This is a genomic window from Methanosarcina sp. DH2 (assembly GCF_020804225.1).
Taxonomy (GTDB): domain Archaea; phylum Halobacteriota; class Methanosarcinia; order Methanosarcinales; family Methanosarcinaceae; genus Methanosarcina.
On record NZ_WJBI01000017.1, the window covers coordinates 86811 to 109257 of the forward strand.

The following is a 22447-nucleotide window of genomic DNA, read 5'->3' on the forward strand; positions in this document are numbered from 1 at the left end:
TAATTAGCCATATAAATCTCTCTTTTAAGGACCTGTTAAGAAAGCCTTAAAAAGTACTTTTAAGCCTGAAATAAGCTTTTTAAAATGTTCTTATAGACTGATTGAGGAGGGTATATGATACTTACAGAGATTTTTAATCAGCTAAAGGAACTCGAAATAAAATTCAATGAGATCAGCTACCCGCCTGAGACTACTTTTCAGTCCTCCTTCTCCTTTAAAATCCGCAAAGCGGAACAGGATTGTTTACAGCACCATTTGCCTGCTTTTGAGATTGAAGAATTTCTCGAAAAGGTAGAACAATGACATATAGAGTGACAGTTCATCCTTCAGTTCGTAAAAATCTGAAAAAGTTGTACATCCTCGATCAACCGGTCTATGATTACGTAAAAAAGCGTCTCCGACTCCTGGCTCATAAGCCTGAAATGGGCTATCCTCTTGAGGCTGGGTTCCAGGGAAAATGGAGGATTCACATAGGACCCTACGTGCTGATTTATACCTTTGACAGTGCCAGCAATATACTTACCCTTCTTACTTTTGAGCATTATACCCGGGCATATGATATGGATACGGCTTATGTTTAAGGAGTCTTATTTATCTCTATTTTTAACTATGGCTATTATCTCTATTTTTAACTATGGCTACTGCTTTCCAAATGGATCTTTCCGCATCGCCGATCTGCCGACGCTACCTGCCTTTTGAATTTTACTTTTAACAGGCCATATCAGGATAGAAAAAGTTTTACTCATATCCTGCTGCGATCCCCTTTTTAATCGGTTGATATTATTCTCGAATATCCGGAAATGGCGTCTTCATAGTGTTTCACCATGCGCATGCGCCTTAAGTCAGCGCCAGTCGGATATGAATAAACAACTGTCAAACTTATGATGCTGCCAGAAAAAAGAGTAATCTGGAAAAATTCCGGAGAAATCCTCCGTTTGATTTGAGGAAAAGCCTGTCTTGACCCCAAAAAACCGTTTTTTTATGTAGTTTACAGGACGCCTCCGCCAGCTTATCTGAAGGTCTATAGAAAGAAGCAGAAAGTTATCTTTTTACTGGTTATTTTTCTATTTTAGTTTATTAAAAGTGGTCTTAGTCATTTTTACCTGTTATTTTTTCTTTTTTTCTCCTGTCTACCTGAGATTCTGGTACTCCGGCTACTGGCACACCGACAGTCAGCACTCCGACTGTTTTTGCTTTCAGGAGAATTTCATTCTCAGCTTTGTTTTCACTTTCATGTTTAGTTTCGTTTTCTATCTTACTCTCTTCTTCCAGGCTCATAAGGAGAGAGCTTGCAAGAATAAGAATGCAGCCGATAAGTGTGCTCCTGGATACAGGGTCGTTTAAGATCAAATAAGCAAAAAAGATCGCACTTACAGGTTCAAGGAGGGAGATAATACTCGCATTCTGAGCTTTTACCTGTTCAAGTCCTGTGAAATAGAGAATAGAACCTATAGAGGTTATCATTACCCCGAGGAAGAGAAGGACAGGCAGGTTCTCAAGCAGGGCTGCGGGAGATATCTGCAGCATAAAGGGAAGGAGGATCACAAGGGTCACGCCTGTTGAAAGGAAAAGCTGTTCCAGGCCTGAGTATTCATCCCTGAGATAGCGCGAGGTCATAATTATGCAGGCATAGAAAAAACCCGAAAAAAGCCCCATCAGTACCCCGAATAAATACCCTGAGCCAGCTTCTGCCGTGCCGGGAACGAGATTCTCATGACCCACAACCACCACCACCCCTATAAGGGAAAGTGTGAGAGCAGCAAGGTTTCGGGTGCTTATTTTTTCTTTGAGGATTACAGGGGCAACGAGCAGGACATAAAGAGGGGCAGTATAAAGCAGGAGCACTGACATAGAAACATTCGTAAAACTCACAGCCGTGTAATAAGAAAGCATGACTCCGGCTTGCCAGACTCCGAGAAGTAGCACGGCTTTCCTTTTTCCTCGAAGCCGTATCCCGGAAAGTTTTCCTGTAGCTGCAAGGTAAGCGGCAAGAACCAGAAAACCGAAGAGGAGCTGGCAAAAAACAACAGGTCCTGCAGCCATATTTTTTATGTACAGGAAAAAGATTCCTGCAAACCCGTAGATAACGGATGCGACAATAACCTGAGCATTTGCTTTTATGTATCTGGGCTCCATGACTTCATCAAATAAGAGTCCTGTTTAAATAAGACTTTCCCGAGCGTCCTGAAAAACTTAAGAACCAGGCTGACAATTTTAGGAATAATTTGAATGAAATGGACAATGTTCGATGTCGTTAAATACTGTCAAAACAAAAAGAATAATTATAATAATAATAATACTAATAATAATTACAATTACAATAATTACAATAATAATAATAATAATAATAATAATAATAATAATAATAATAATAATAATAATAATAATAATAATAATAATAGATAGGCGAGTGTGGAAAAGGATTTGCGGGGGCGTGTTTGGGTTAACTTCTAACTATCATCACATCAATCCCAAGCATGCCTATCCCCTTCAACCCGCATATATCCGGTCAGCACAGCAATTCAGTGATGTTTATTCTTTTCTTGCCTGCTTCTTTCCTGTTTCCAATTATCTTTGTCTTTTCTTTCCGTATGCTTAACTTCTTCCCGAAGCCCTGGGTATGGGAGAGGAATCAGACTGAGATGCCTTATTCTTTACTCCAAGCACTCTCACGACAACCATGCTGATCTCAAAAAAGATGATCATTGGCACTGCAACCATAACCTGGCTGAGGACATCCGGAGGGGTGATGATAGCTCCTACTACTAGAAAGACGATATAAATGTGCTTGCGGTAGGTTACAAGCGTGCTGTACTGTATAAAGCCGTTCCGGGTCAGGAAGGTGAGTACTATAGGAAGTTCAAAGATCAGCCCGAAAAGAGCTGTGCCTGCAGCTGCAAACGAAATGAACTTGAAGACCGAATAGGTGGCAGTTACCCCTGAGCCTGCTGCGTTCAGGTAGAGGTAGTCCAGAAAGAGAGGCAGCATGAAGAAGTAAGCATACGACACCCCGAGGGCAAACATTACGAGAGCTCCCGCACTAAGGAGTATAAACTGGCTCTTTCCGACCTGTACCGGACTTCTTAACGAAAAACGCCTCGATACAGCCCGGTAAGCATAGAATGCAATAAAAGGCAGGGCAAAGAGCAGCCCTATTATAACTGAGAGCTTGAGCTTCAACATCATTACTTCAAGAGGGGATACGTACACCAGCTTTGCACCCTCAGGCAGTAGGTCATTTTTCATCCTCTCAATCAGCGGACCCGTAAACTGAAAAGAAAGAGCAACGCCTGCAAAAAGGACTGCAGCAACTACAAGCAATTTCTTTCGCAGGGTCAGCAGGATTACACTTAAGTTTTCAATTGCTTCAGACATATGGAGTACCTATCCGGCAAATAGAAGGAACCGATTATCCTTCAGGAAATGGTTATTCCGTTTGATTATTTCTTTTAATTATTCGTATTCCTTTTGACTACTTCGTTTGATTACTTCGTTTGATTACTTCGTTTGATTACTTCGTTTGATTACTTCGTTTGATTACTTCGTTTGATTACTTCGTTTGATTACTTCGCTTGATTATTCCGTTATATGTTTATTATACTGGGATAGCAAATTTAAGGTTCCAGATCAAAGCATTGTATTTCAAGCTTTTTGTTTTCGGCACTGTAATATCTAACTATATGGCTGCCGTAACTGTAATATCTAACTATATGGCTGCCGTAACTGTAACTGTAACTGTAACTGTAACTGTAACTGTAATTCTCTTAATATTGTAAGTATTAAGGACGGTAAATATATATCATGGATATATGGTTTTAGAGTATCCCTGATTCAGAATCTCCTGAGCATTCGGCACATCCTGAGTGCGTGCATCAGCACGGCATGGGATGTAGTGTAATAGATGTTCCGATATTAATATATTTATTTAAATGCAGTGTAAGACAGAGAAACCAGGTGGAGAACCCTGATAGTAAATGAGATCGCAGACCGGACAGAGAATTAGATAAATATCAGATAAATATCAGATAAATATTAGATAAATATTAGATAAATATCAGATTAAAAACAAAAAGATAAAAACTATGCATTCCCACGATACCGGAAACCAGCTCCCTGACGCCGGAAACAAAGTTAATGGAAACACTTATTCTTCCGGGGTTCCAGGGGATGTCGAAGAACCCCTTATGGCTCACCTGTATGAGCTCAGGAACCGACTTGCTGTAGTTTTTGTCTGGCTCTTTCTGGCTATGCTGGCTGCATATCCCTTCTCTGAAAAAGGGATGCTGCTTGTCTGGAAATCATTCATAAGCCCGGAGCTGGATATGGCAGTATATTCGCCTCTTGAATGGATCTTTGCTCGTCTCAAGCTCTGCCTGGTCTTTGCACTTGCAGTATCAATACCGCAATTCTTCTACCAGCTCTACAGGTTTGCGGGCAAGGGGCTTTATCCGCATGAGAAGCGATTTTTCCTGAAAGTCATTCCTGCCTCTTTCCTGCTATTTGTCCTGGGAGCCGCCCTGGGCTATTTCATTGTCCTGCCTGTGATGTTCAGGTATGTTATCTTCTACTCAGGGGACGTGGCATCAGCTCAGCTTTCCGTTCAAAACACCTTCTCAGCCGTGACCACAATACTTGCAGGCTTCGGGATCGTATTCCAGGCTCCTCTCCTTGTGATATTTGCCGTGAAAATGGGGCTTGTAAAGTATCAGACTCTCAAGAGGCAGAGAATACTGGTCTACAGCGCAATTGTAACTCTATCACTGTTCCTTTCGCCTGACCCGACTTTCATAGCCCAGATACTGGTCGCGCTTCTCCTTGTAGTGCTTTTTGAGTTCAGCCTGCTCCTGGTCAGGCTTTTTTGAGGCAAATCCGGAGATTTAAAGGCACCTGCGATATCAAAAAAGCCATAATCCAGATAATCCCCAGGCAGTAGTCTCCACTTAAAACCTGCCTGCCCTGCTTTTTGCAAGAATTTTTATATTTGATCGTCGATAATAGCCGACAATGATAGGTTCCACGGAATTGATTGCAATCCTTATAGCTGCACTGTTCCTCTTCGGGCCCAGGAAGCTCCCTGAACTTGCACGGTCTCTTGGAAGTGCAGTAGGAGAATTCAAGAAAGCACAGAGAGCCGCTGAACTGGAGCTTACGACCTTCGATTCATATACCCGCAAAACCGGATATGGAACCACTGCCGGGGTAAAAGAGGACGAAAAGGAAAAAGAAACCGAAGACCTGAACACTAAAACCAGGGCGGACCTGAGCCTTAAAAATTCACTGGAAGCTCGACCTTCCATTTCAGAGGATGAAAATCCCGAAGTTTTCGATAACAATGGAAAAATTCAGGAAAATTAAGTTAACAGGAAATTAAATTCACTGTACACAGGTCTTCAAAAAAGCCCAGAACGAAGCTTCTGTTACCGGTCCGAAATCTCTGTTACCGGATTCAAAGCTTCAGTTACTGAACCAGCTTCTGTCGCTGATTATAAGTGTAAGGTGGTATCATTTTCTTAGAAGCTAATAAAAACTGCATATAAATGAATATATAAAAATAAGACAAATAATAAGTAAATAATAAAAGGCTTATATAGTAGAAGTAAATCCTCATTCTCTACTAAATGGCAGTTGTTCAGAATAATTTTTGTTCTGCTAAAACTATTATTATCCACTAATAAATAATCTACTCAAAACTACTCAAAACTTAAAAACACCAAAAAAGGTAAAGAAGTCGAGGTATAGATATGTTTGGCGGGGTAGGTCCCACAGAACTGATTTTCATATTAGCAATAGTTATGCTCCTGTTTGGGGCAAGCAAACTCCCTGAACTTGCCCGCTCCATGGGAAGTTCCGTGGGAGAATTCAAAAAAGCCCAGAAAGAATCCGAACAAAACCTGAAGGACTTTGAGAAATCCTTAAAGGAACCCATAGCTCCAAAGACCAAGGTACAGGAAACTGCTGTAAAGCTCGGGCTTGACATAAGAGGTAAAACTGACGACCAGCTGCTTGAAGAAATCCAGAAGTCCGCAGAAAAGCCAAAAGAGGTTTCTGAACCCTGAAAAAGCTTTAACAGCAGGTATTCTCTTTTATACTATTTTAGTAAATTTATTCCCCTTTAAATTTTTTATTGTGGTTCTAATTCTGCAGTACACATATAGAGATAATCAAAAGCTATCAGGAGGTTCCCTGTGACAGAGTTGATCAGTGAAGTTGACAGAGATGACAATTTTCTTGGCCTGCGCCCCAGAGAGGAATTTTACTCGGGAAATCATATCCACAGGGCTTCTCAGCTCATCCTTCTGGACCCGGAAAACAGAATGCTCCTGCAAAAGAGGTCGCCTGGAAAATACTGGTTTCCTGACCGTTATACATATTCCGTAAGCGGTACCGTTGCAGACGAGTCCTACGAAACCTGCATTGCGCGGGAAATGCTCGAGGAAATCGGAATCTCAGTCCCTTTCAGGAAATTATTCAAAATCCCCTGTATCCTTGAAAATAAAGGAGCTTACCACACCGTATTTTCAGGCAGATGTTCGGAAGAAACTGCAAGCCTTATCCGGTATGACCCCGAAGAAGCCGTTTCCATTGAGTGGGTAGAACTTGAAGAACTGCACAGGGCTGTTAAGACCGAACCTCATAACTACACTCCTTCCCTGAGGGCAGGCATAATAAAAATTTTCGAGGAAGGGTGCGGAAAGTATCTTTTCTAAATCCCAAAGATATAGCTTTCCGTCCTGTCATACTTCCCGCCGCTGTTTACAGTTTCGTATAAGTCTACAGTTTCGTATACCCATAATTCAAAAATCATCTTACCTCAATATTCCTACCTCAATATTCTTACTTCAATATTCCTACCTCAATATTTCTACCTCAATATTCTTACCTCAATATCCTTAACTGATATTCTTAACTTATTCTTAACTCAATGTTCTTAACTTAATATTCATCTTCGTTCAATACCTTTTTTGCACCCACATACTCTCCAACAATAGGGATATTTTCTCCGCAAACCGGGCAGGTCTTTTCAGGAGTAATTTCGTATTTTTCTATATCGAAATAACCTCGGAGAATCAACATTTTGCCGCAGTTCGGACAGAAAGTGTTGTTGCGGTCGCTCCCTGGAACATTGCCCATATATACATATTTCATCCCTTCTTCAGTTGCGATTTTACAGGCTTCATTCATTGTTTTCACCGGAGTAGGGGAAAGATCCTGCATCTGGTACTGAGGGTGGAAGCGCGTAAAGTGCAGGGGGGTTTCGGGGCCGAGGTTTTTGTAGACCCATTTTGAAAGTTCCCTGAGTTCGTCAGGAGAATCATTTACTCCAGGAATGATCAGGGTTGTGATCTCGACATGGATTCCGAGCTCTTTTGCAAGGGCAGAAGCCTCAAGTACGGGAGCCAGTTTTGCACTGGCAACATCATGATAAAATTTTTCATTGAAAGCCTTGATATCAATATTAGCGGCGTCCAGATAGGGTGCGATATGTCTCAGAGGTTCAGGAGTCATATACCCGTTTGTTACGTAAACCGTGCCAAGTCCGGCTTCTTTTGCCAGTTTTGCACTCTCATAGGTATACTCGTGCCAGATTGTGGGCTCGTTATATGTCCAGGCAACAGACTTTGAGCCTGAGAAAAGCGCCCTTTCCACGAGTTCCTCCGGAAAAATATCCTTTGTATAAGCGTCTTCCAGGCAGACCTGAGAAATCGACCAGTTCTGGCAGTGTTTGCAGTGGAAATTACATCCGATAGACCCGACTGAGTAAACATAAGACCCCGGATGAAAATGGTAAAGCGGCTTCTTTTCTATAGGGTCAACGGCTTCGCTCGAGACAGTGCCGTAAATAAGAGAATACAGGTCTCCTCCCCTGTTTTCCCTGACCCCGCAAAATCCTCTCTTTCCGGGGGCAATCCTGCAGCTCTGGGCGCAGAGACTGCAGTGTACTTTATTGTCTCCGATTTTCTCGTAGAACATGGCTTCTTTTATCACATCAATCCCCATTCATTGATTGTTTTTCAGGATAATAACGGTTACTGTTGTAGATTTTATTTAGTTCAAGTAAAAGAAACAGAGCGATCATTTTTTTACCAAAATTTTCCATAAACGAACGTGAAATTCTTCGAATAACAGGCACAAAAAATGAAAATGCTTTCAAGCATTTTCATGCTAAATTAGTAACAAGAAATCTATTAAATCCTGTAAGAAATATTCAAAAATCAATTTAATTTATCAAGATAACCGATCACCATATCATAAAAGAACAAAATCAAAGTTGCGCTGGCGCACCCCGCAGCTTGCTACGGGTATTCGACTGAAATCAACGCCTTATGCCATTCCCCTGTACTTTTTCAGTCACTCATGAGAACACACCGATTATTAAGCTTCATCTCTGAAGAAATCAGTTCTTTTTTCTCACTTCCTGCACGTTTTCTGGGAAAAGTCTCTAAGGCGAAACACTGAAGTAACAATCTATACAAAGCCGAATCCGAAGAACACTGAAGCTCTTGCTGAAAGACGCTCCAAAACAGGTAATTATTGAGCCTATCTCAAAACTATCCTGTCCTCTTAAGGCATATTTTCACAGGAAATAGCAGGATCCTGTAAATTTTCCAATGATGTCCGACTTTTACACTCAAAACAAGAAGAAAAGGAACTTGAGACAAACTCTATTCAAAATTATGTATTCATAAAAGATCCATATATTATTCTTCTTGTAATCAAACCAATTACTACTGCACTCAAAAAACTAATCAATGTACCAATCAATATGTACTCCACATCGTCTCTTCCTTTTGATTCAAAACGAAAAATTGACTTCGCAGTGATTAGTAAGCCAATAGCAGAATATTCTCCAAGTAACACAAATGTCAACAATAAAACTCTTTCAATTCGACCAATATTCATTCCAGCATTTAATAGTTTTTCATCTTTAGGATAATCAATTTGATTTTTTAAAATTGAAGTCCATTTTCCGATGACAATTCCAGTCGGCCAAATGGTAATAATATACGAGATACAAATTATCCATAAGTTTGTATAACTGCCCAAACATAAAGAATCAATGTTTATTTCAAAATTTACAATTTGCTTCCATATTAAAATAATAATTATAATATGTAAAAACTGATCCACTATGAATAATAAAATATCTGCCTTACTATCATAATTGTTTTTGGAATCTGAATCAGAGTTACAAATTTTTGTTTCTACAAACAATTTAAAGTAGTCTATTACCACATGTGTAGTATAAATAACGACCAATATGAGTAAACAGGAAATAAAGGGAAATTGATAAAAATATAATATTACAGACGCCAAAAAACCAGCAGTGAAAGAATGTATATGAAGCCATTTTGAAAAAAAACCATTTGCTTTGCGATCTTTTATGGAGACATCTGGTTGAAAAGGAAAATCTGCAAGGAGATGGGAAAGAATAAGCAAAAGAAGTAATGAAATATTTATATTAGATATGTCTGTCATGAAAGTTCCTACGATTTTCTTCTATGCGTGGCTTCATTTTTTGGGAGAGTACTCTTTAATAACATATATATTTATCCAGCATGTATAAATCATTTAATTTAGTCTCATATCTACTCTTTTTTATAGGTTTTAACTGACAATTCAATCCCTTCCATTTTTATCATGATCTAATTTTTTTACCAAAGCCTCTATTGCTGCATTGCCTCTATCCTGTCTTAATGCATAAGCTGCAATAACACGAACTTTTTCGCTTTCGTCCCGATCTAATCTCTTTATCAAAGCCTCTACTGCCGCATTGTCTTTAGTCTGTCCTAATGCATAAGCCACAGCAACACGAACTTTTTCGCTTTCGTCCCGATCTAATCTCTTTATCAAAGCCTCTATTGCTGCATTGTCTTTAGTCTGTCCTAATGCATAAGCCGCAGCAACACGAACTTTTTCGCTCTCATCCTCACCTAAAACCCAAATTAACGGAAATACCGCATCTTTGGCTTTAATCTGTCCTAATGCATTAGCTGCAGCAGCACGAACTTCTTCACTTTTATCACGAGATAATATCTTAACTAAAGGTTCTATTGCCATTTTATCTTTAGCCTGTCCTAATGCATTGGCTGCAGCAGCACGAACTTTTTCGCTCTCATCCTCACCTAAAACCCAAATTAACGGAAATACCGCATCTTTAGCTTTAATCTGTCCTAATGCATCAGCTGCAGCAGCACGAACTTCTTCACTTTTATCTTGTTCTAATTCCCATATAAGAGCACCTACTGCCTTCTTATCCTCAATTTGCCCTAATGCATTAGCTGCAGCAATACGGACCTTGCTGCTTGGATCAGATTTTAATCCAGATATTAAAGGATCTACCACTTTTAAATTTTTAACCTGCCCTAATGCATTAGCTGCAGTAACACGAACTTCTTTATTTTCATTGTGTTCAAATTCCCTTATAAGGGCCTCTGTTGCCCCCTCATTTTTTGCTTGTCCTAGTTCGTTAGCTGCATATCTCCTTATAGACTCATCTTCCGAATTTCTCAAAACATCCACAAAGATATCCACTGATTTATCTGTCTCCGATTTCAACGAGGATAGATCTTCCCTTTTAGTCATTTCATATTGGTTTTTAAGATTTACGATTCTGGAATCAAAATCACTTAAGAATATCTCACAATTATCATGAAAATAACGATGGAAATTTAACAGAGAAGTTATACTTTTGCGATTCAACCATCTTGAAATAGTAGATTGATCTTTATTATATTTTATTGCAATTTCTTGTTGGATAGACGTAGAATCAACTGATGTAGAAACGTATTCCTTCACTAAGTTCAATTCCCTATTTGATAAATTGTCTAATATTGCATCATAAAAATAGCAACTAACATCCATAAAATCATTTATTTTTTTTGAGGGAGTTCTAATCATTAACCTCAAATCTTTATCACTCATTTGATTAAAAATTCTTCCAGCTTCATGAAACGCCTCCCCATCCCATGCCATAAATTCATCGGACATAGTTTCTTCATAGATACTTCCAATACCGATCGAAATTCTTGCATCTGATTTCCTCTTATATTCCCATTCAACTGCCTTTAAATGTGATCTAATAATGGTTACTATATCCAATGCATACCGAGGATCAGTCAACACACATCTAAAAGAATCTCCCCAATAAATATTAAAAGGATATATTACAATATCCGCATTATATTTACTGTTAATCTTACTGAGCATTTCATTAGCCAGATCAAAAGCATTCTTTAATTCATCCGTAAGTTCCTTTCTCTTTTGATCCTTAAATTTAGATGAAAATATTAAATCACCAGTAATAACAGCAAAAGTATTTTTATACATTAGAAACACCAAGTATTAACCATGCATGAATTCAAACTGACAAGTTCACAGAATTGTTGCATAAAATAGAATTATGCACTTACTATATATAGTGAATGCATATTTTACCACACGTGTGTCATAATAGGATATTTTTTATTTCGAAGTGATTACGTATATTAACTGATTGAAGTTCTATTTAAAAAGAGTTGCTATTTCCAATGCATGCTTTAATCAAACAATGCAAATCTAAAAGAAGCTTCCCAACAGTTATCTAAAGAATACTCCACCCGTATGGTTGTGGATCTTCGCCGTTTTGTTTAGCAGAAAATAATTGCTCAGTTTGGATGTAGCAGTATCCCTCAGACAGTTATCGATCTTGAATGTGATTTTCCATAAAAAATTCACTTATAATCCTTTAGATGTTGATTCCACATTTAAGAAGTGGATATAAATTACCCACAAGAAATAGCAAAAATCGATCTGAATATCAATTTGTTTAGTTCTGGATTAAAATCAATACTTAAATTACCAAAGATTTTCAACATTCAAAACTTTATAAATAAGTGCTTAGCAAATATACAATTAAGTATTACATTTATATAAGGAGCACTAACAAATATTTAACAAAATTTAATTTACTTCATACTAACTTTTCCATTCAAAACATAGAAGAGCCTTCATGTGCTTTTTTGGTATTTGAAATGCCAAGTGCTAATTGTCCTCTCAAATAAATGTAAGCTTAGCTAATAGCATGTTTGTTGCATAAAATGCAATTATGCAACTCATATATATAGTAAATGCATATTTGATCTCGTATATTCCTTTTTTGATCATGTAAAAACACTGTGATATTTATCAGTTAAAAATAGAAACATATTAGATATGAACATCGAAAAGATCCATAAAGTCCAGAGAGCGCAGAAAAAGCCTTGGAATTCCATTCATTAAAAACGTAAGCATAAGAAAATATTCATTAAAGATTAATCTTATGGATTTGAACTCACTGCCAGAAATTTCATACGTAATTAAGACTACCAGATTTTAGAGAATGATTTGGAATTCAGAGAGCTTCATTATGGTTTGTATAAAATTCTTAAACAATTTAAACTTATTTATAAGTAATAAAGGAAAAACTATTCAAAAATTAACTGAGAGAATGACTGCCCTCTACTACAATTACTTCTTTTCAGCCTCTTTCTTAATCCTAGAATGAGTGAACATAACTTTAGGATCTAGATGTATTCCACGCATCAAATATTGAGACAGATTTTCACCATCCTCGTCTTCATCATTTGGATCGGAATGTAATGGTAAATGAAGTGCCTCATACACAGCAAAACGATGTAAATCAAAGAATCTCGCAGAAGATCTCCTAAATTTGACGCAGCACGGACCCCTTGACATGGAAAAACTGAGAACAACTCTCCAGAAAGCTCTTTTTGTATATCCTGCGGGAACGGGGACTTGATCCCGCAGGATATACAAAAGGAGGACCAGACCAAGCCCATTTGCCAGAAGCATTGAGGGAAGGTTGCTTCTAATAACGTTCAGGATATCCGCCAGAGGAGCCGGATAGACAGGTAGCGGGAAAATAACCAAGAGATGGAGTATTCGACCAGAGCCCCTAAAAAATGCCGCCAATAAGCCCGATTCCTGTCCTCTCTCAAGCTGTTCTGGAGTTTACCCAGAATTCACTCCTACTTTCCATGCAAACACGATCCTTGACCCATCCTTCATATCAAGGGCGCGGAAAACCTCAAGCCCGTAATTACCCAGCATTTCCACGTATTCGTTAAAAGGGAAGCTGTTTTCGAAACTGTACCCTGATCCTCCTTTTTTCACATCTTCAAAAGTCCAGAGGTTCCAGTCAAGGCTGAGAAAAGGGCTGGATTTCGTTTTCTCATCAGGGACCTGCCTGGTTATGAAAACGCCTCCGGGATTCAGGGCTTCGGCAATTTTCGGGATCAGGGAAGGCACTTTTCCTCCGGGATTAAACGAAGAAAATATAACATCATAGTCGCTTCCGATTTCGTCTTTAAAAAAGTCCCCTGGAATTATATCCACTCTTGAAGCTCCATATTTTTCTATGAAATATTTTGTCTTTTGCGTAACAGGCGGAAGGTCGAAAACAAAAGCCTGAAGGTTTTCATTTAATTTTGCAAAGGCGATTGCATAGAGCCCGTGTCCTCCTCCCAGGTCAAGCAATTTTTTTACATTTGTAAAATCCACATTTTCCAGGACGACCCTGACCGTTTCTTGAAGCAGACCACAGCGTGCGTTTTCAGCTATACAATGGACTACTTCTCCGAAAAAAGGCCCTTTCTCAACAATCTCAGGCCCATTCTTCATAATCTGTGGAAGGCGGGTCCAGAGTTCAACATTCCTGAGCCTTTCGGCAAGGTAATGCTGCTGAGAAAACGGGGAACTTTCCAGAAGATACGTTGCACTGAGTTCCGAGACAAGGTACACTGCTTCACCATCTTTTGTTCCATCATCAGGTTTTCTGTCCTTAGATTTATCTTCATCTTCGCCTTTGTCTTCGCCTTTGTCTTCGCCTTTGTCTTCGCCTTTTCTCTGAATCTGTGTATTTTCCTCTCCCTCATGTGCCCCCTCTTCAAACCTGTCAAGAAAACCGAGACTATGGAGGGCCTCGCAAAAGTGGGGCATAAGCACAGGGTCGCATCCTAGCTTTTCAGCCAGAACTCCTGTTGATAGGGGGATTTTAAGGGCTTCAAACACTCCAAGCTCAAAAGCCGAAGCAATGAGCCTGCACTCCCTAAGACCCCGGACAGAGGAATCAATAAGCTTGAAAAATCGGTCGGCATCTATCTCAGGCTTTTGCATTAAGTCAACAGGTGTTTCAGTTTGATTTTTAGCTTTATTTTCCATACCATCTCTCCTATTTTCCGTATACTTTTCCTATTTACATATATTTTCTCTACTCATTATTTTTACATATCTTTTTGATCCGATGGGACCTCATTTACGGGTTATAATAAATTAAAATAAAATAAAATAAAATAAAATAAAATAAAAGTAAACCAGATAAAATGAATTAAGTAAAAACAGGTAAATCGGATACGTGGTAACAAATTCTCTCACCGCACCACTACCTGAAACCGACAATTTTTCCTTCCTCCATGAAAGCGATTTCATCACTCATCCATTCCACGACCGGCATATCGTGGGAGATGAATAGAAAACTGATCCCGTACTCAGTTTGCAGTTTTTTGAGCAGGAAAAGGATCTGGGCCTGGACAAGCGGGTCGAGCATGGATGTGGGCTCATCCGCAACTATGAACTCCGGTTTCATGCCAAGCACTCTGGCTATTGCAACTCTCTGGAGCTGCCCTCCACTCAATTCTCCAGGATAGCGAAAAAGCAGTTCTTCACTAAGGGAAACAGCCTCGATAAGCTCCTGTATCCGTCCCCGTTCCTTGTCTCTGTCACAGAGCCTGTGAAGCCTCAGGGGTTCGGCAATTGCATCATAGATTTTCATCCTCGGGTTAAGGCATGATTCCGGGTTCTGGAAAATAATCTGCATTCTTGTCCCCAGGCTTTTCAGGTCGCTGCCTTTGAAGCCTGAGATATCCTGTCCATCAAAAAAAACCCTCCCAGCAGTGGGTTCCAGCAGCCTCAAAACCGTTCTCCCAAGTGTGGATTTTCCGCAGCCGCTTTTTCCAACAAGTCCCAGGGTTTTTCCTCTCCCGATCTCAAAACTGATTCCGTCAACCGCCCTGTGGACCTCTTTTTTGAACAGCCCTGAATAATAGTACTTTTTCAGGTCCTCTACTTTCAACAGTGTCATATCCCCTCCCCCTCACACCTGCACCTGAAAGCAGCCTGAGCAGTAAGGAAAGGTTGTGCTGCAGTTTCCTTTTTCCTGCCCTTTTCAGAGAGTAAGCAGCGGGTAAAGCGTTCCCCTTCAGGTCCCATAAGTCCCGGATGGGCTACTGAGCAGGCCTCAACCCGGAAGCTGCAGCGCGGATGGTACCTGCAGCCGGAAGGAGGAGAAACAAGGCTCGGAGGCTGCCCTGAAACCATCCTGAGCCCTTTTCCGGGAAGCGAGTGCAGCAGGTCAAGGGTGTAAGGATGTTTGGGATTAGAAATGATCTCGGCTGTCTTTCCGATTTCAACGATTTCTCCTGCGTACATGACTGCAATCCTGTCCGTGAAACTGCCGGCAAGCTCAAGGTCGTGCGTGATCAGGAGCATGGAAGCATTTTCCTTGCGGACAAGCCCGGCAATCAGTTCCGCAATCTGCAGTTTCGTATCCTGGTCGAGCCCTTTTGTAGGTTCATCTGCAACCAGGAGCCCGGGCCTGAGGGCAAGCCCTATTGCGACCATTACTCTCTGCATCATCCCGCCGCTGAACTGGTGAGGGTAATCGCACCCTCGGGAGGAGCTTATTCCCACAAGCTCAAGCATCTCTCCTGCTTTTTTTTCAGCTTCCTTTTTTCCCATGCCCTCGTGGTATCGGTAGATTTCTGCGATCTGCCTTCCTGCTGAAAGGACAGGGTTGAGGCAGGCTGAAGGGTTCTGGAGCATAATTCCTATTTTCTTTCCCCTGAAGAGCCTCATTTCCTTTTCAGTCAGGGTGAGGAGGTCCGTGCCCCTGTACACTATTTTTCCTTCAAGTTTTGCTTTACCCGAAAGCAGCCTCAAAATGGCTTTTCCGAGAGTAGTTTTTCCACAGCCTGTTTCTCCGATAAGCCCCAGAATTTCCCCTTCCTTTATCTCAAGGTAAATGCTCTCATTGGCTGTTACAGTACCTTTTGAGGTTTTGAAAGAGACTTTAAGATCTTCTATTGAGAGAATAGAATAACTCATCTTGCCAGCACCTCCTGATTCGCAGGCTGGCCAAAGCTGTCCCTCAAACCGTCTCCTGCAAAATTGAATGAAAAGACTGTGAATATGATCATCAGGCCAGGGAAAAATGTGAGTTGGGGAGCTGTGCGGAGGTACGGGATTCCGGCTTTGAGCATGGAGCCCCATTCAGGGTCAGGAGGCTGGATCCCGAGCCCGAGAAAACTCAGGGCTGCAGCAAAAATTATAACATGTGCAATCTCAAGGGTCCCGAGAACGATTACAGGCCCCATGCAGTTTGGAAGGATGTGTTTTCGCATAATGTAGAAACTTGAGGGCCGCAGAGCCCTGGCAGCCTCGACAAAAGCTCTCTTTCTGAGGGACAGCACCTGCCCGCGTACAAGCCTGGCATAAACAGGCCACTGAGTAAGGGCAAGGGCAAGGACAACGCTTGAAAAGCCCGGGCCCAGCAGCCCTGCAATCACAAGGGCAAGGATGATGTTCGGAAAAGCCATTACGATGTCCACTCCTCTCATTATCGCTTCATCCAGAAAGCCTCCCATGTACCCTGAAAGCAGTCCCAGAACTGTGCCTGCAATGGACGTTGCTGCAACTACAAGGAGTCCGATGCCCAGAGAAACGCGCGTACCGTAGACAACCCTTGAAAAAATGCAGCGCCCAAGCTCATCGGTTCCGAAAGGATACTCGGAAGACGGAGAAAGAAGCCTGCTGTCAAGCTTCTGAGCGAGGGGGTCGTGGGGTGCGATCTCAGGAGCAAACATTGCCAGAAAGCAGAGAACAGCGATAAGCAGGAGGCCTGAAATCGCAAGCCTGTTCTTCCTGAACTCCCCGAAAACTAACCTTTTTTCGGCCAGGTACGCCTTTTCGGTGAGCTTTATTTTTTCAATCATGTCTGTCATATCTTATCCTCGGGTCAAGAACTGCATACAGGATATCGACGGCAAGGCTGGAGAGGGAAAAAAGTACTGCAATAAAAAGGACGCATCCCTGGATCATGGAAAAATCCCGCGCAAAAATCGAGTCAACAAGGAGTTTTCCAATACCGGGCCAGGAAAAAATGGTTTCCACAATTACGGCTCCTCCGAGAAGGTAGCCAAACTGCATTCCTGCAAATGTGATAACCGGGAGAAGAGCGTTTTTCAGGGCGTGCCGGAAAAGAATGGTATGCTCGTCAAGTCCCCTGGCACGTGCAGCCACAATATATTCCTGACCCAACACTTCCAGAAGGCTTGCGCGGGTAAGCCTTGCAGTAACTGCAGCAAGTGAGGTTCCAAGGGTAAGGGCAGGAAGGACAAAGTGCTTGAGGCTTCCATAACCGAAACTGGGGAACATGTGGAGAGTAAGGGCAAAAAGCCAGATCAAGAGAAGCCCGAGCCAGAAGTTCGGAATAGAAACCCCTACCAGAGAAACAAACATGCAGCCTCTGTCAAGCAGGGAATTTTTCCTGAGTGCGCTCAGAATTCCAGCAGGCAGGGCGATAAGGAAGGAGACCAGCAGGCTTGCAATTGCAAGCTTTGCGGTTGCAGGCAGTTTCTGGAGGATTTCGGCAAGGACATCTTCCGAGGTCACAAGCGATTTTCCAAGGTCCAGCCGGAGAAGGTGCCCAACCCATATTAGGTACTGTATATGCACAGGAGCATCAAGCCCTTCTGCTTCCCTCAGGGTTCCGATCTGGCTGGCGCTCAGGTCTTCCCCGTACCTTGCAAGGGCGATAACTTCTGCAGGGTCCCCGGGAGCAAAATACATCGCAGAAAAAGCTATAAACGTAACTCCTGCGATTACGATAGAAACCATTGCCAGGCGTTTTGCTATGTACTTCCACATGGGTATCTTCCGAACTCTACATTTTTCCAATTTTACATTTTTCCAATTTTACATTTTTCCAACTTTATTTTTCCAACTTCATTTTTCCAACTTCATTTTTCCAACTTCATTTTTTCCAACTTTATTTTTTCCGAATTTTTTACGCCTTTCTGAACTTTATTCTTCACTCACTTTCCATGATAGACCCCTGAAAGGTTCAGCCAGGGATCTTCAGAGCTTATGGTATAGCCTTTTACTGAAGAGCCGGTTGCAACAACCTTTTCTTCGTGCACGAGATAAAAAGCCGGGACTTCTTCTATCACAAAGGACTGCAGGGAATGGTAGAGTTCTTCCTGTTCCTGTGTATCAACAGTCATATCTGCCGCGTTGACGAGCTGGTCATAGGTCTCATTATGATAATGCGAATACGGGCTTCCGGAATGGTGTACAAAGAAGTGCTTCGGGTAGGGGCCCCAGACGAAATAGCCACTTCTGAGTATCATACCAAAGTCCCCTGTGTTTTCGAGTTTGCTTATAGCTCCTTCATCAAGCACCTGGATCTCAACGTCCATTCCGACTTCCCTGAGGGTTCCCTGCACAACCTGAGCCATGGGGTTATGCCTGGCTGCCCAGACTCCTTTACTTACTATCAGGGTCACATGCAGGGGTGTTCCGCCTTTTTCCTTTATCCCGTCCCCGTCAGAGTCTTTCCATCCGGCTTCTTCAAGGAGAGCCCCCGCCTTATCGAGGTCCTGCGTATATGTCTCAAGGTCAGGGTCTGAGTACATCATTACAGGGGAATAGGGCCTCCCGCCTGCCGGCTTCCCGATGCCTTCAAGCACTTCGTTTACGAGGGTCTCAGTATCGATTGCATAAGCAATACTCTGGCGTACTCTCGTGTCATTGAAGGGAGAGTTGTCGCAATTGAACTGCAGGAAGTCCGTAAAGGTCGTAAGTTTCCTGTGGACCTGAATGCCTTCTTCAGCTTCGAGCCTTTCGACATCGTATTCTGGAACCTTGATGACCATATCCACCTCTCCGGTCTCAAGGGCAATTACCCTGGTAGCCGCCTCCGGGATTACCTTGAAAGTAACCTTATCAAGCAGCGGTTTTTCTCCCCAGTAGGCTTCGTTTCTTGTGAGCACGATTTCCTGGTCCTTTTTCTGGGTTTCAAACATGAACGGTCCGGTACCTACTGGTTTGACAAAATTCCCTTCCGCATCAAGACAGCCCGGACACATTACAGGCCAGGCTACATGGGTCAGGTAGAAAGGCAATGGCATGGGTTTTTCCAGGACGAATTTTACAGTGTGGGCATCAAGAGTTTCCACACTCTGAACCGGCTTTAAGACCGCCTGCCTGACATAGGACTGGTTGGAATAAGAGAAGACAACCGAATCCGCATCAAAGGGACTCCCGTCATGGAAAGTCACATTTTCACGCAGGTGAAATATCCAGGTCCTGCCGTCATCAGGGGTTTCCCAGGATTCCGCAAGCCCGGGGATGACGTTCAGGTCCGGATCCAGCCTCACAAGGGTCTCATAGACCTGGGACCAGACAAACCGCGCATCGCCCGCTGCAAACATGTTAAGGTACCAGCTGCTGACATCCGTACTTATGCCCACAACAAGCTCCTGGGAACTTTCTACGGAACCTGCACCTTTTGCAGTCCTGTCTTTTTCTTCACCTATGCAGGCACTTGCTCCGATTACGGCAAACAGCATACAAATGATCAAAATGAACTTGAAACTCCGATTCATAAATAATCCTCAATTTTGGTGGGAGAAAATTTAACTAACGAACGTTTGATAGAATTTAGAACGATAGATAAAATTACAGGCCGATGAAGTGATATTTAAGTTGAAATCGTTTGATAGAGTCGATGGGATGGTAGTTTAGGTGAAGATAGCTTGGGTAGGAGGCAGTTTAATAGAGAGGTTTTAACAATGCAGGATATCTGGGGCCTGTGATCAGTTCATTCTTTTTAATGGAGTTAATGCAGGAAACAAAACCGGAAAATTTCAAGCTTTTAAAGGACTCCAGATCTCCCGGTTAAGTTTGTTCAAGTTAAACCTGGTAGATCTTTTTTTTCAAAGCGATAATTCAAGATACATTTGCCCCTTCAATTATTATTTTACTAAAATATTGTAATATTTAATAAGATAAAAGATTTTTCTTATAGCAATACAAGTAAACGCTGTTAACTGAATGTATTACTCTCAGGGTCATGTGTTGAAGTAAATTAAAAATGAAATGAACCGCCAGTAAAACAAAAATAAACTGAAAAACCTGATAAAGTTTGAAATAGACTGTTTATAAAACTCGAAAACACTTTTATACTACAGCAATAGATACGATTAAGGATGCGATGTAAGGAGATAAAATCTTACATAACCTTCAAGCCTTCCCTCATGAAACTGGGGCTGTTCCTGATTATATCAGGTATTCTCTATATGATCAGTCTTGAGAACTACCTGCTCTTTCGCATTATTGTAAGTCTTTTTAATGTTATAATTGCTTACATGGTTTTCATAATAGTATGGAAATCAAAGACCTTTTCAGAGAATCGGTACCTTACATTCATCGGGACTGCGCTCTTTTTCATAGCTTGCCTTGGTTTTTTGCGTGCTTTTGCATATGAGAAAATGGATGTGTTTCCCGGGTATGGCGCAAACCTTCCTGTGCAGCTGTGGATAGCCATAAGGTATCTGCTAAGTATCTCCTTTTTTGTGGCTCCATTACTATTTATACGGGGTTCAGGCAGTGAAAAAAGGAGTGTAAAACCTGTTGAAAACAGCCAGTTTGCCCAGAAAGTGTTCATTGTATATGCTGTAATTACGGCCGTTCTCCTTCTCTCAATCTTCAAGTACAGAAATTTTCCGGACTGCTATATTGAGGGCTCCGGACTAACTTCTTTTAAAATCTTTAGCGAATATTTGATCTCTTTTTTATTCCTCGGGTCAGTGTTTCTCCTGTATCGGAAAAAAGACCGATTTGATAAACATGTTTTTAGTATACTTATAGCAGCTATAGTAGCGTCCATTTTAGCGGAACTTGCCCTTATTCACTACACAAACACAGAAGAAGCTTTGAACTTTATCGGACAGATTTTTAATGCCCTTTCTTTCTACCTTATCTATATCGCAATCGTGGAAACAGGCTTTGATGAGCCCTGCAGCCTTCTTTTCAGGGAACTTAAATTCAGGGAAGAAGCCCTGAAGAGAGAGACTAATTTCCTGAAGGATGACCAGGGAAGGATTTACAGGATGCTTGGAGTGGAAAGACCCATACCTGAGAGTATAATGTCAACTGAAAAGCTGCAGGGTAAAACAGAACAATACAAAACAGAACAATATAATACAGAACAATATAATACAGAACAATACAAAACAGAACAATATAATACAGAACAATACAGCTCGTTCTTACAGGAAATGCAGGGGCTTATAGCGTTCAGACTTGACGAGAAGGGTGCCCTGGTTTTTATGGACGGAGACGTGAGGGAGATCACAGGCTACAGTAAAGAAGACTTCATTTCCGGAAAAGTGAAATGGACTGAAATAGTTCTGCCCGAATATCGTTCATTAATTATCGAAAACCTGAGAAAGATGGAATTAGAACCCAATTCCTCTCCGGAGCTGGAATATCAGGTAAGGAAAAAGGATGGGAGTATAAAATGGGTCAGGCAGATCATACATATTACTCCTGTAAAATCCGGAATCTCAGGAAAATTCCAGGGCTTTGTCCGTGATATCACTCAACGTAAAAAGGCGGAAGAAACTCTCGCCAGAACTGAGGAAGCCCGTATAAAAGAGATTCACCATAGAATTAAAAATAACCTGCAGGTTATCTCTTCATTGCTCAGCCTTCAGGCGGATAAACTCAATGATAGGGAAACTTTCCAGGCCTCAGAAGTCTTTGAAGCTTTCAGGGAAAGCCAGAACCGTGTAGTCTCCATGGCTCTAATTCATGAAGAACTGTATCAGGGGAAGGATATGGAAACCCTGGAGTTTTCGGCTTACCTCTGGAAGCTCACTGCAGATCTTCTCAAGTCCTATAATATCGAAAATGAAAATATTAAGCTTAATCTCGAACTTGAACAGGTTTTTCTGGGAATGGACACTGCAGTTCCCCTGGGCATCATTGTAAACGAATTAATTTCAAATTCTCTGAAACATGCTTTTTCGGAAGGCACTGAGGGCGAAATCCGCATAAGCCTCTACGGGTCAGATGATAGTAGAACAGAAGGAAAAACAGCTAAACTTAAAAAAGGAAGTGATTTGCAATTTACACTGACTGTGGCAGATAACGGAAAGGGCCTTCCTGAAAATATAGATTTCAGGAATACAGATTCTCTTGGGCTTCAGCTTGTAAACATTCTCGTGGAACAGATTGAAAGCTCTATCGAACTTAAAAGGAATTCTGGAAAGGAATCTGGAACGGAATTTAAGATTACTTTCAGGAAACCCGAAAGATAAAGGCAGAAAGACACAGACAGGGCATTTAA

Annotated in this window: 19 protein-coding genes; 7 read left to right on the forward strand and 12 right to left on the reverse strand. The window is 41.5% G+C overall.

Annotated elements, in window-relative coordinates; all coding sequences use genetic code 11:
- The first annotated feature begins 114 nt into the window (after positions 1-114).
- Positions 115-303 carry a hypothetical protein gene (locus FXV91_RS16420; protein ID WP_229391759.1) on the forward strand — a complete coding sequence of 63 codons (189 nt, stop codon included), beginning with the start codon at positions 115-117 and terminating at the stop codon, positions 301-303.
- Complete coding sequence (locus tag FXV91_RS16425; RefSeq protein ID WP_229391760.1) at positions 300-581, forward strand: type II toxin-antitoxin system RelE/ParE family toxin; 282 nt, start codon at positions 300-302, stop codon at positions 579-581. Before FXV91_RS16420 ends, FXV91_RS16425 begins: the two co-directional genes overlap by 4 nt.
- Positions 582-1089: 508 nt before the next feature.
- Here the strand turns inward: FXV91_RS16425 and FXV91_RS16430 are convergent.
- Positions 1090-2136 (reverse strand): EamA family transporter, encoded by a 1047-nt coding sequence (locus tag FXV91_RS16430; RefSeq protein ID WP_229391761.1) that lies wholly within the window; start codon positions 2134-2136, stop codon positions 1090-1092.
- A gap of 459 nt (positions 2137-2595) precedes the next feature.
- Positions 2596-3375, reverse strand: a complete 780-nt coding sequence (gene tatC / locus FXV91_RS16435; protein WP_229391762.1) for a Sec-independent protein translocase TatC — start codon at positions 3373-3375, stop codon at positions 2596-2598.
- A 707-nt stretch (positions 3376-4082) separates the two neighbouring features.
- Here tatC (FXV91_RS16435) and tatC (FXV91_RS16440) point away from each other — a divergent pair.
- From tatC (FXV91_RS16440) to FXV91_RS16455, 4 genes are all read left to right on the forward strand, one after another.
- Complete coding sequence (tatC, locus tag FXV91_RS16440) at positions 4083-4862, forward strand: twin-arginine translocase subunit TatC (RefSeq protein ID WP_229391763.1); 780 nt, start codon at positions 4083-4085, stop codon at positions 4860-4862.
- 142 nt (positions 4863-5004) lie between these two features.
- Positions 5005-5355, forward strand: a complete 351-nt coding sequence (locus FXV91_RS16445; RefSeq protein ID WP_229391764.1) for a twin-arginine translocase TatA/TatE family subunit — start codon at positions 5005-5007, stop codon at positions 5353-5355.
- A gap of 386 nt (positions 5356-5741) precedes the next feature.
- A complete protein-coding gene (locus FXV91_RS16450; protein WP_229391765.1) occupies positions 5742-6056 on the forward strand; it encodes a twin-arginine translocase TatA/TatE family subunit in 315 nt (104 codons plus the stop codon).
- A 129-nt stretch (positions 6057-6185) separates the two neighbouring features.
- Positions 6186-6707, forward strand: coding sequence for a Nudix hydrolase (locus FXV91_RS16455; RefSeq protein WP_229391766.1), 522 nt, complete (start codon positions 6186-6188; stop codon positions 6705-6707).
- Between the two features lie 226 nt (positions 6708-6933).
- Here FXV91_RS16455 and amrS read toward each other — a convergent pair whose 3' ends face one another.
- From amrS to FXV91_RS16505, 10 genes are all read right to left on the reverse strand, one after another.
- A complete protein-coding gene (gene amrS, locus FXV91_RS16460) occupies positions 6934-7998 on the reverse strand; it encodes an AmmeMemoRadiSam system radical SAM enzyme (RefSeq protein WP_229391767.1) in 1065 nt (354 codons plus the stop codon).
- 675 nt (positions 7999-8673) lie between these two features.
- On the reverse strand, positions 8674-9477 hold the full coding sequence (locus FXV91_RS16465; protein WP_229391768.1) for a DUF3307 domain-containing protein: 804 nt from the start codon (positions 9475-9477) through the stop codon (positions 8674-8676).
- A gap of 141 nt (positions 9478-9618) precedes the next feature.
- Positions 9619-11328 (reverse strand): SatD family protein, encoded by a 1710-nt coding sequence (locus FXV91_RS16470; protein ID WP_229391769.1) that lies wholly within the window; start codon positions 11326-11328, stop codon positions 9619-9621.
- Positions 11329-12486: 1158 nt separating this feature from the next.
- Positions 12487-12951, reverse strand: coding sequence for a hypothetical protein (locus FXV91_RS16475; RefSeq protein WP_229391770.1), 465 nt, complete (start codon positions 12949-12951; stop codon positions 12487-12489).
- 39 nt (positions 12952-12990) lie between these two features.
- Positions 12991-14199: an acetylserotonin O-methyltransferase gene (locus FXV91_RS16480; protein ID WP_229391771.1), complete on the reverse strand. Its 1209-nt coding sequence runs from the start codon at positions 14197-14199 to the stop codon at positions 12991-12993.
- Positions 14200-14419: 220 nt separating this feature from the next.
- A complete protein-coding gene (locus FXV91_RS16485; protein ID WP_229391772.1) occupies positions 14420-15118 on the reverse strand; it encodes a dipeptide/oligopeptide/nickel ABC transporter ATP-binding protein in 699 nt (232 codons plus the stop codon).
- Positions 15115-16140, reverse strand: coding sequence for an ABC transporter ATP-binding protein (locus tag FXV91_RS16490; protein ID WP_229391773.1), 1026 nt, complete (start codon positions 16138-16140; stop codon positions 15115-15117). Before FXV91_RS16490 ends, FXV91_RS16485 begins: the two co-directional genes overlap by 4 nt.
- The gene (nikC, locus tag FXV91_RS16495) at positions 16137-17036 is read right to left on the reverse strand and encodes a nickel ABC transporter permease subunit NikC (protein WP_229391774.1); all 900 of its coding nucleotides are present in this window, start codon (positions 17034-17036) and stop codon (positions 16137-16139) included. The genes FXV91_RS16490 and nikC overlap by 4 nt, the downstream gene beginning before the upstream one ends.
- Positions 17020-17961 (reverse strand): nickel ABC transporter permease, encoded by a 942-nt coding sequence (nikB, locus tag FXV91_RS16500; protein WP_229391775.1) that lies wholly within the window; start codon positions 17959-17961, stop codon positions 17020-17022. The genes nikC and nikB overlap by 17 nt, the downstream gene beginning before the upstream one ends.
- A 167-nt stretch (positions 17962-18128) precedes the next feature.
- Entirely contained in the window at positions 18129-19700 is a 1572-nt protein-coding gene (locus FXV91_RS16505) for an ABC transporter substrate-binding protein (protein WP_229391776.1), read from the reverse strand.
- A gap of 651 nt (positions 19701-20351) precedes the next feature.
- On the opposite strand from FXV91_RS16505, the gene FXV91_RS16510 reads away from it, so the two are divergent.
- A complete protein-coding gene (locus FXV91_RS16510; RefSeq protein WP_229391777.1) occupies positions 20352-22418 on the forward strand; it encodes an MASE3 domain-containing protein in 2067 nt (688 codons plus the stop codon).
- Positions 22419-22447 lie beyond the last annotated feature (29 nt).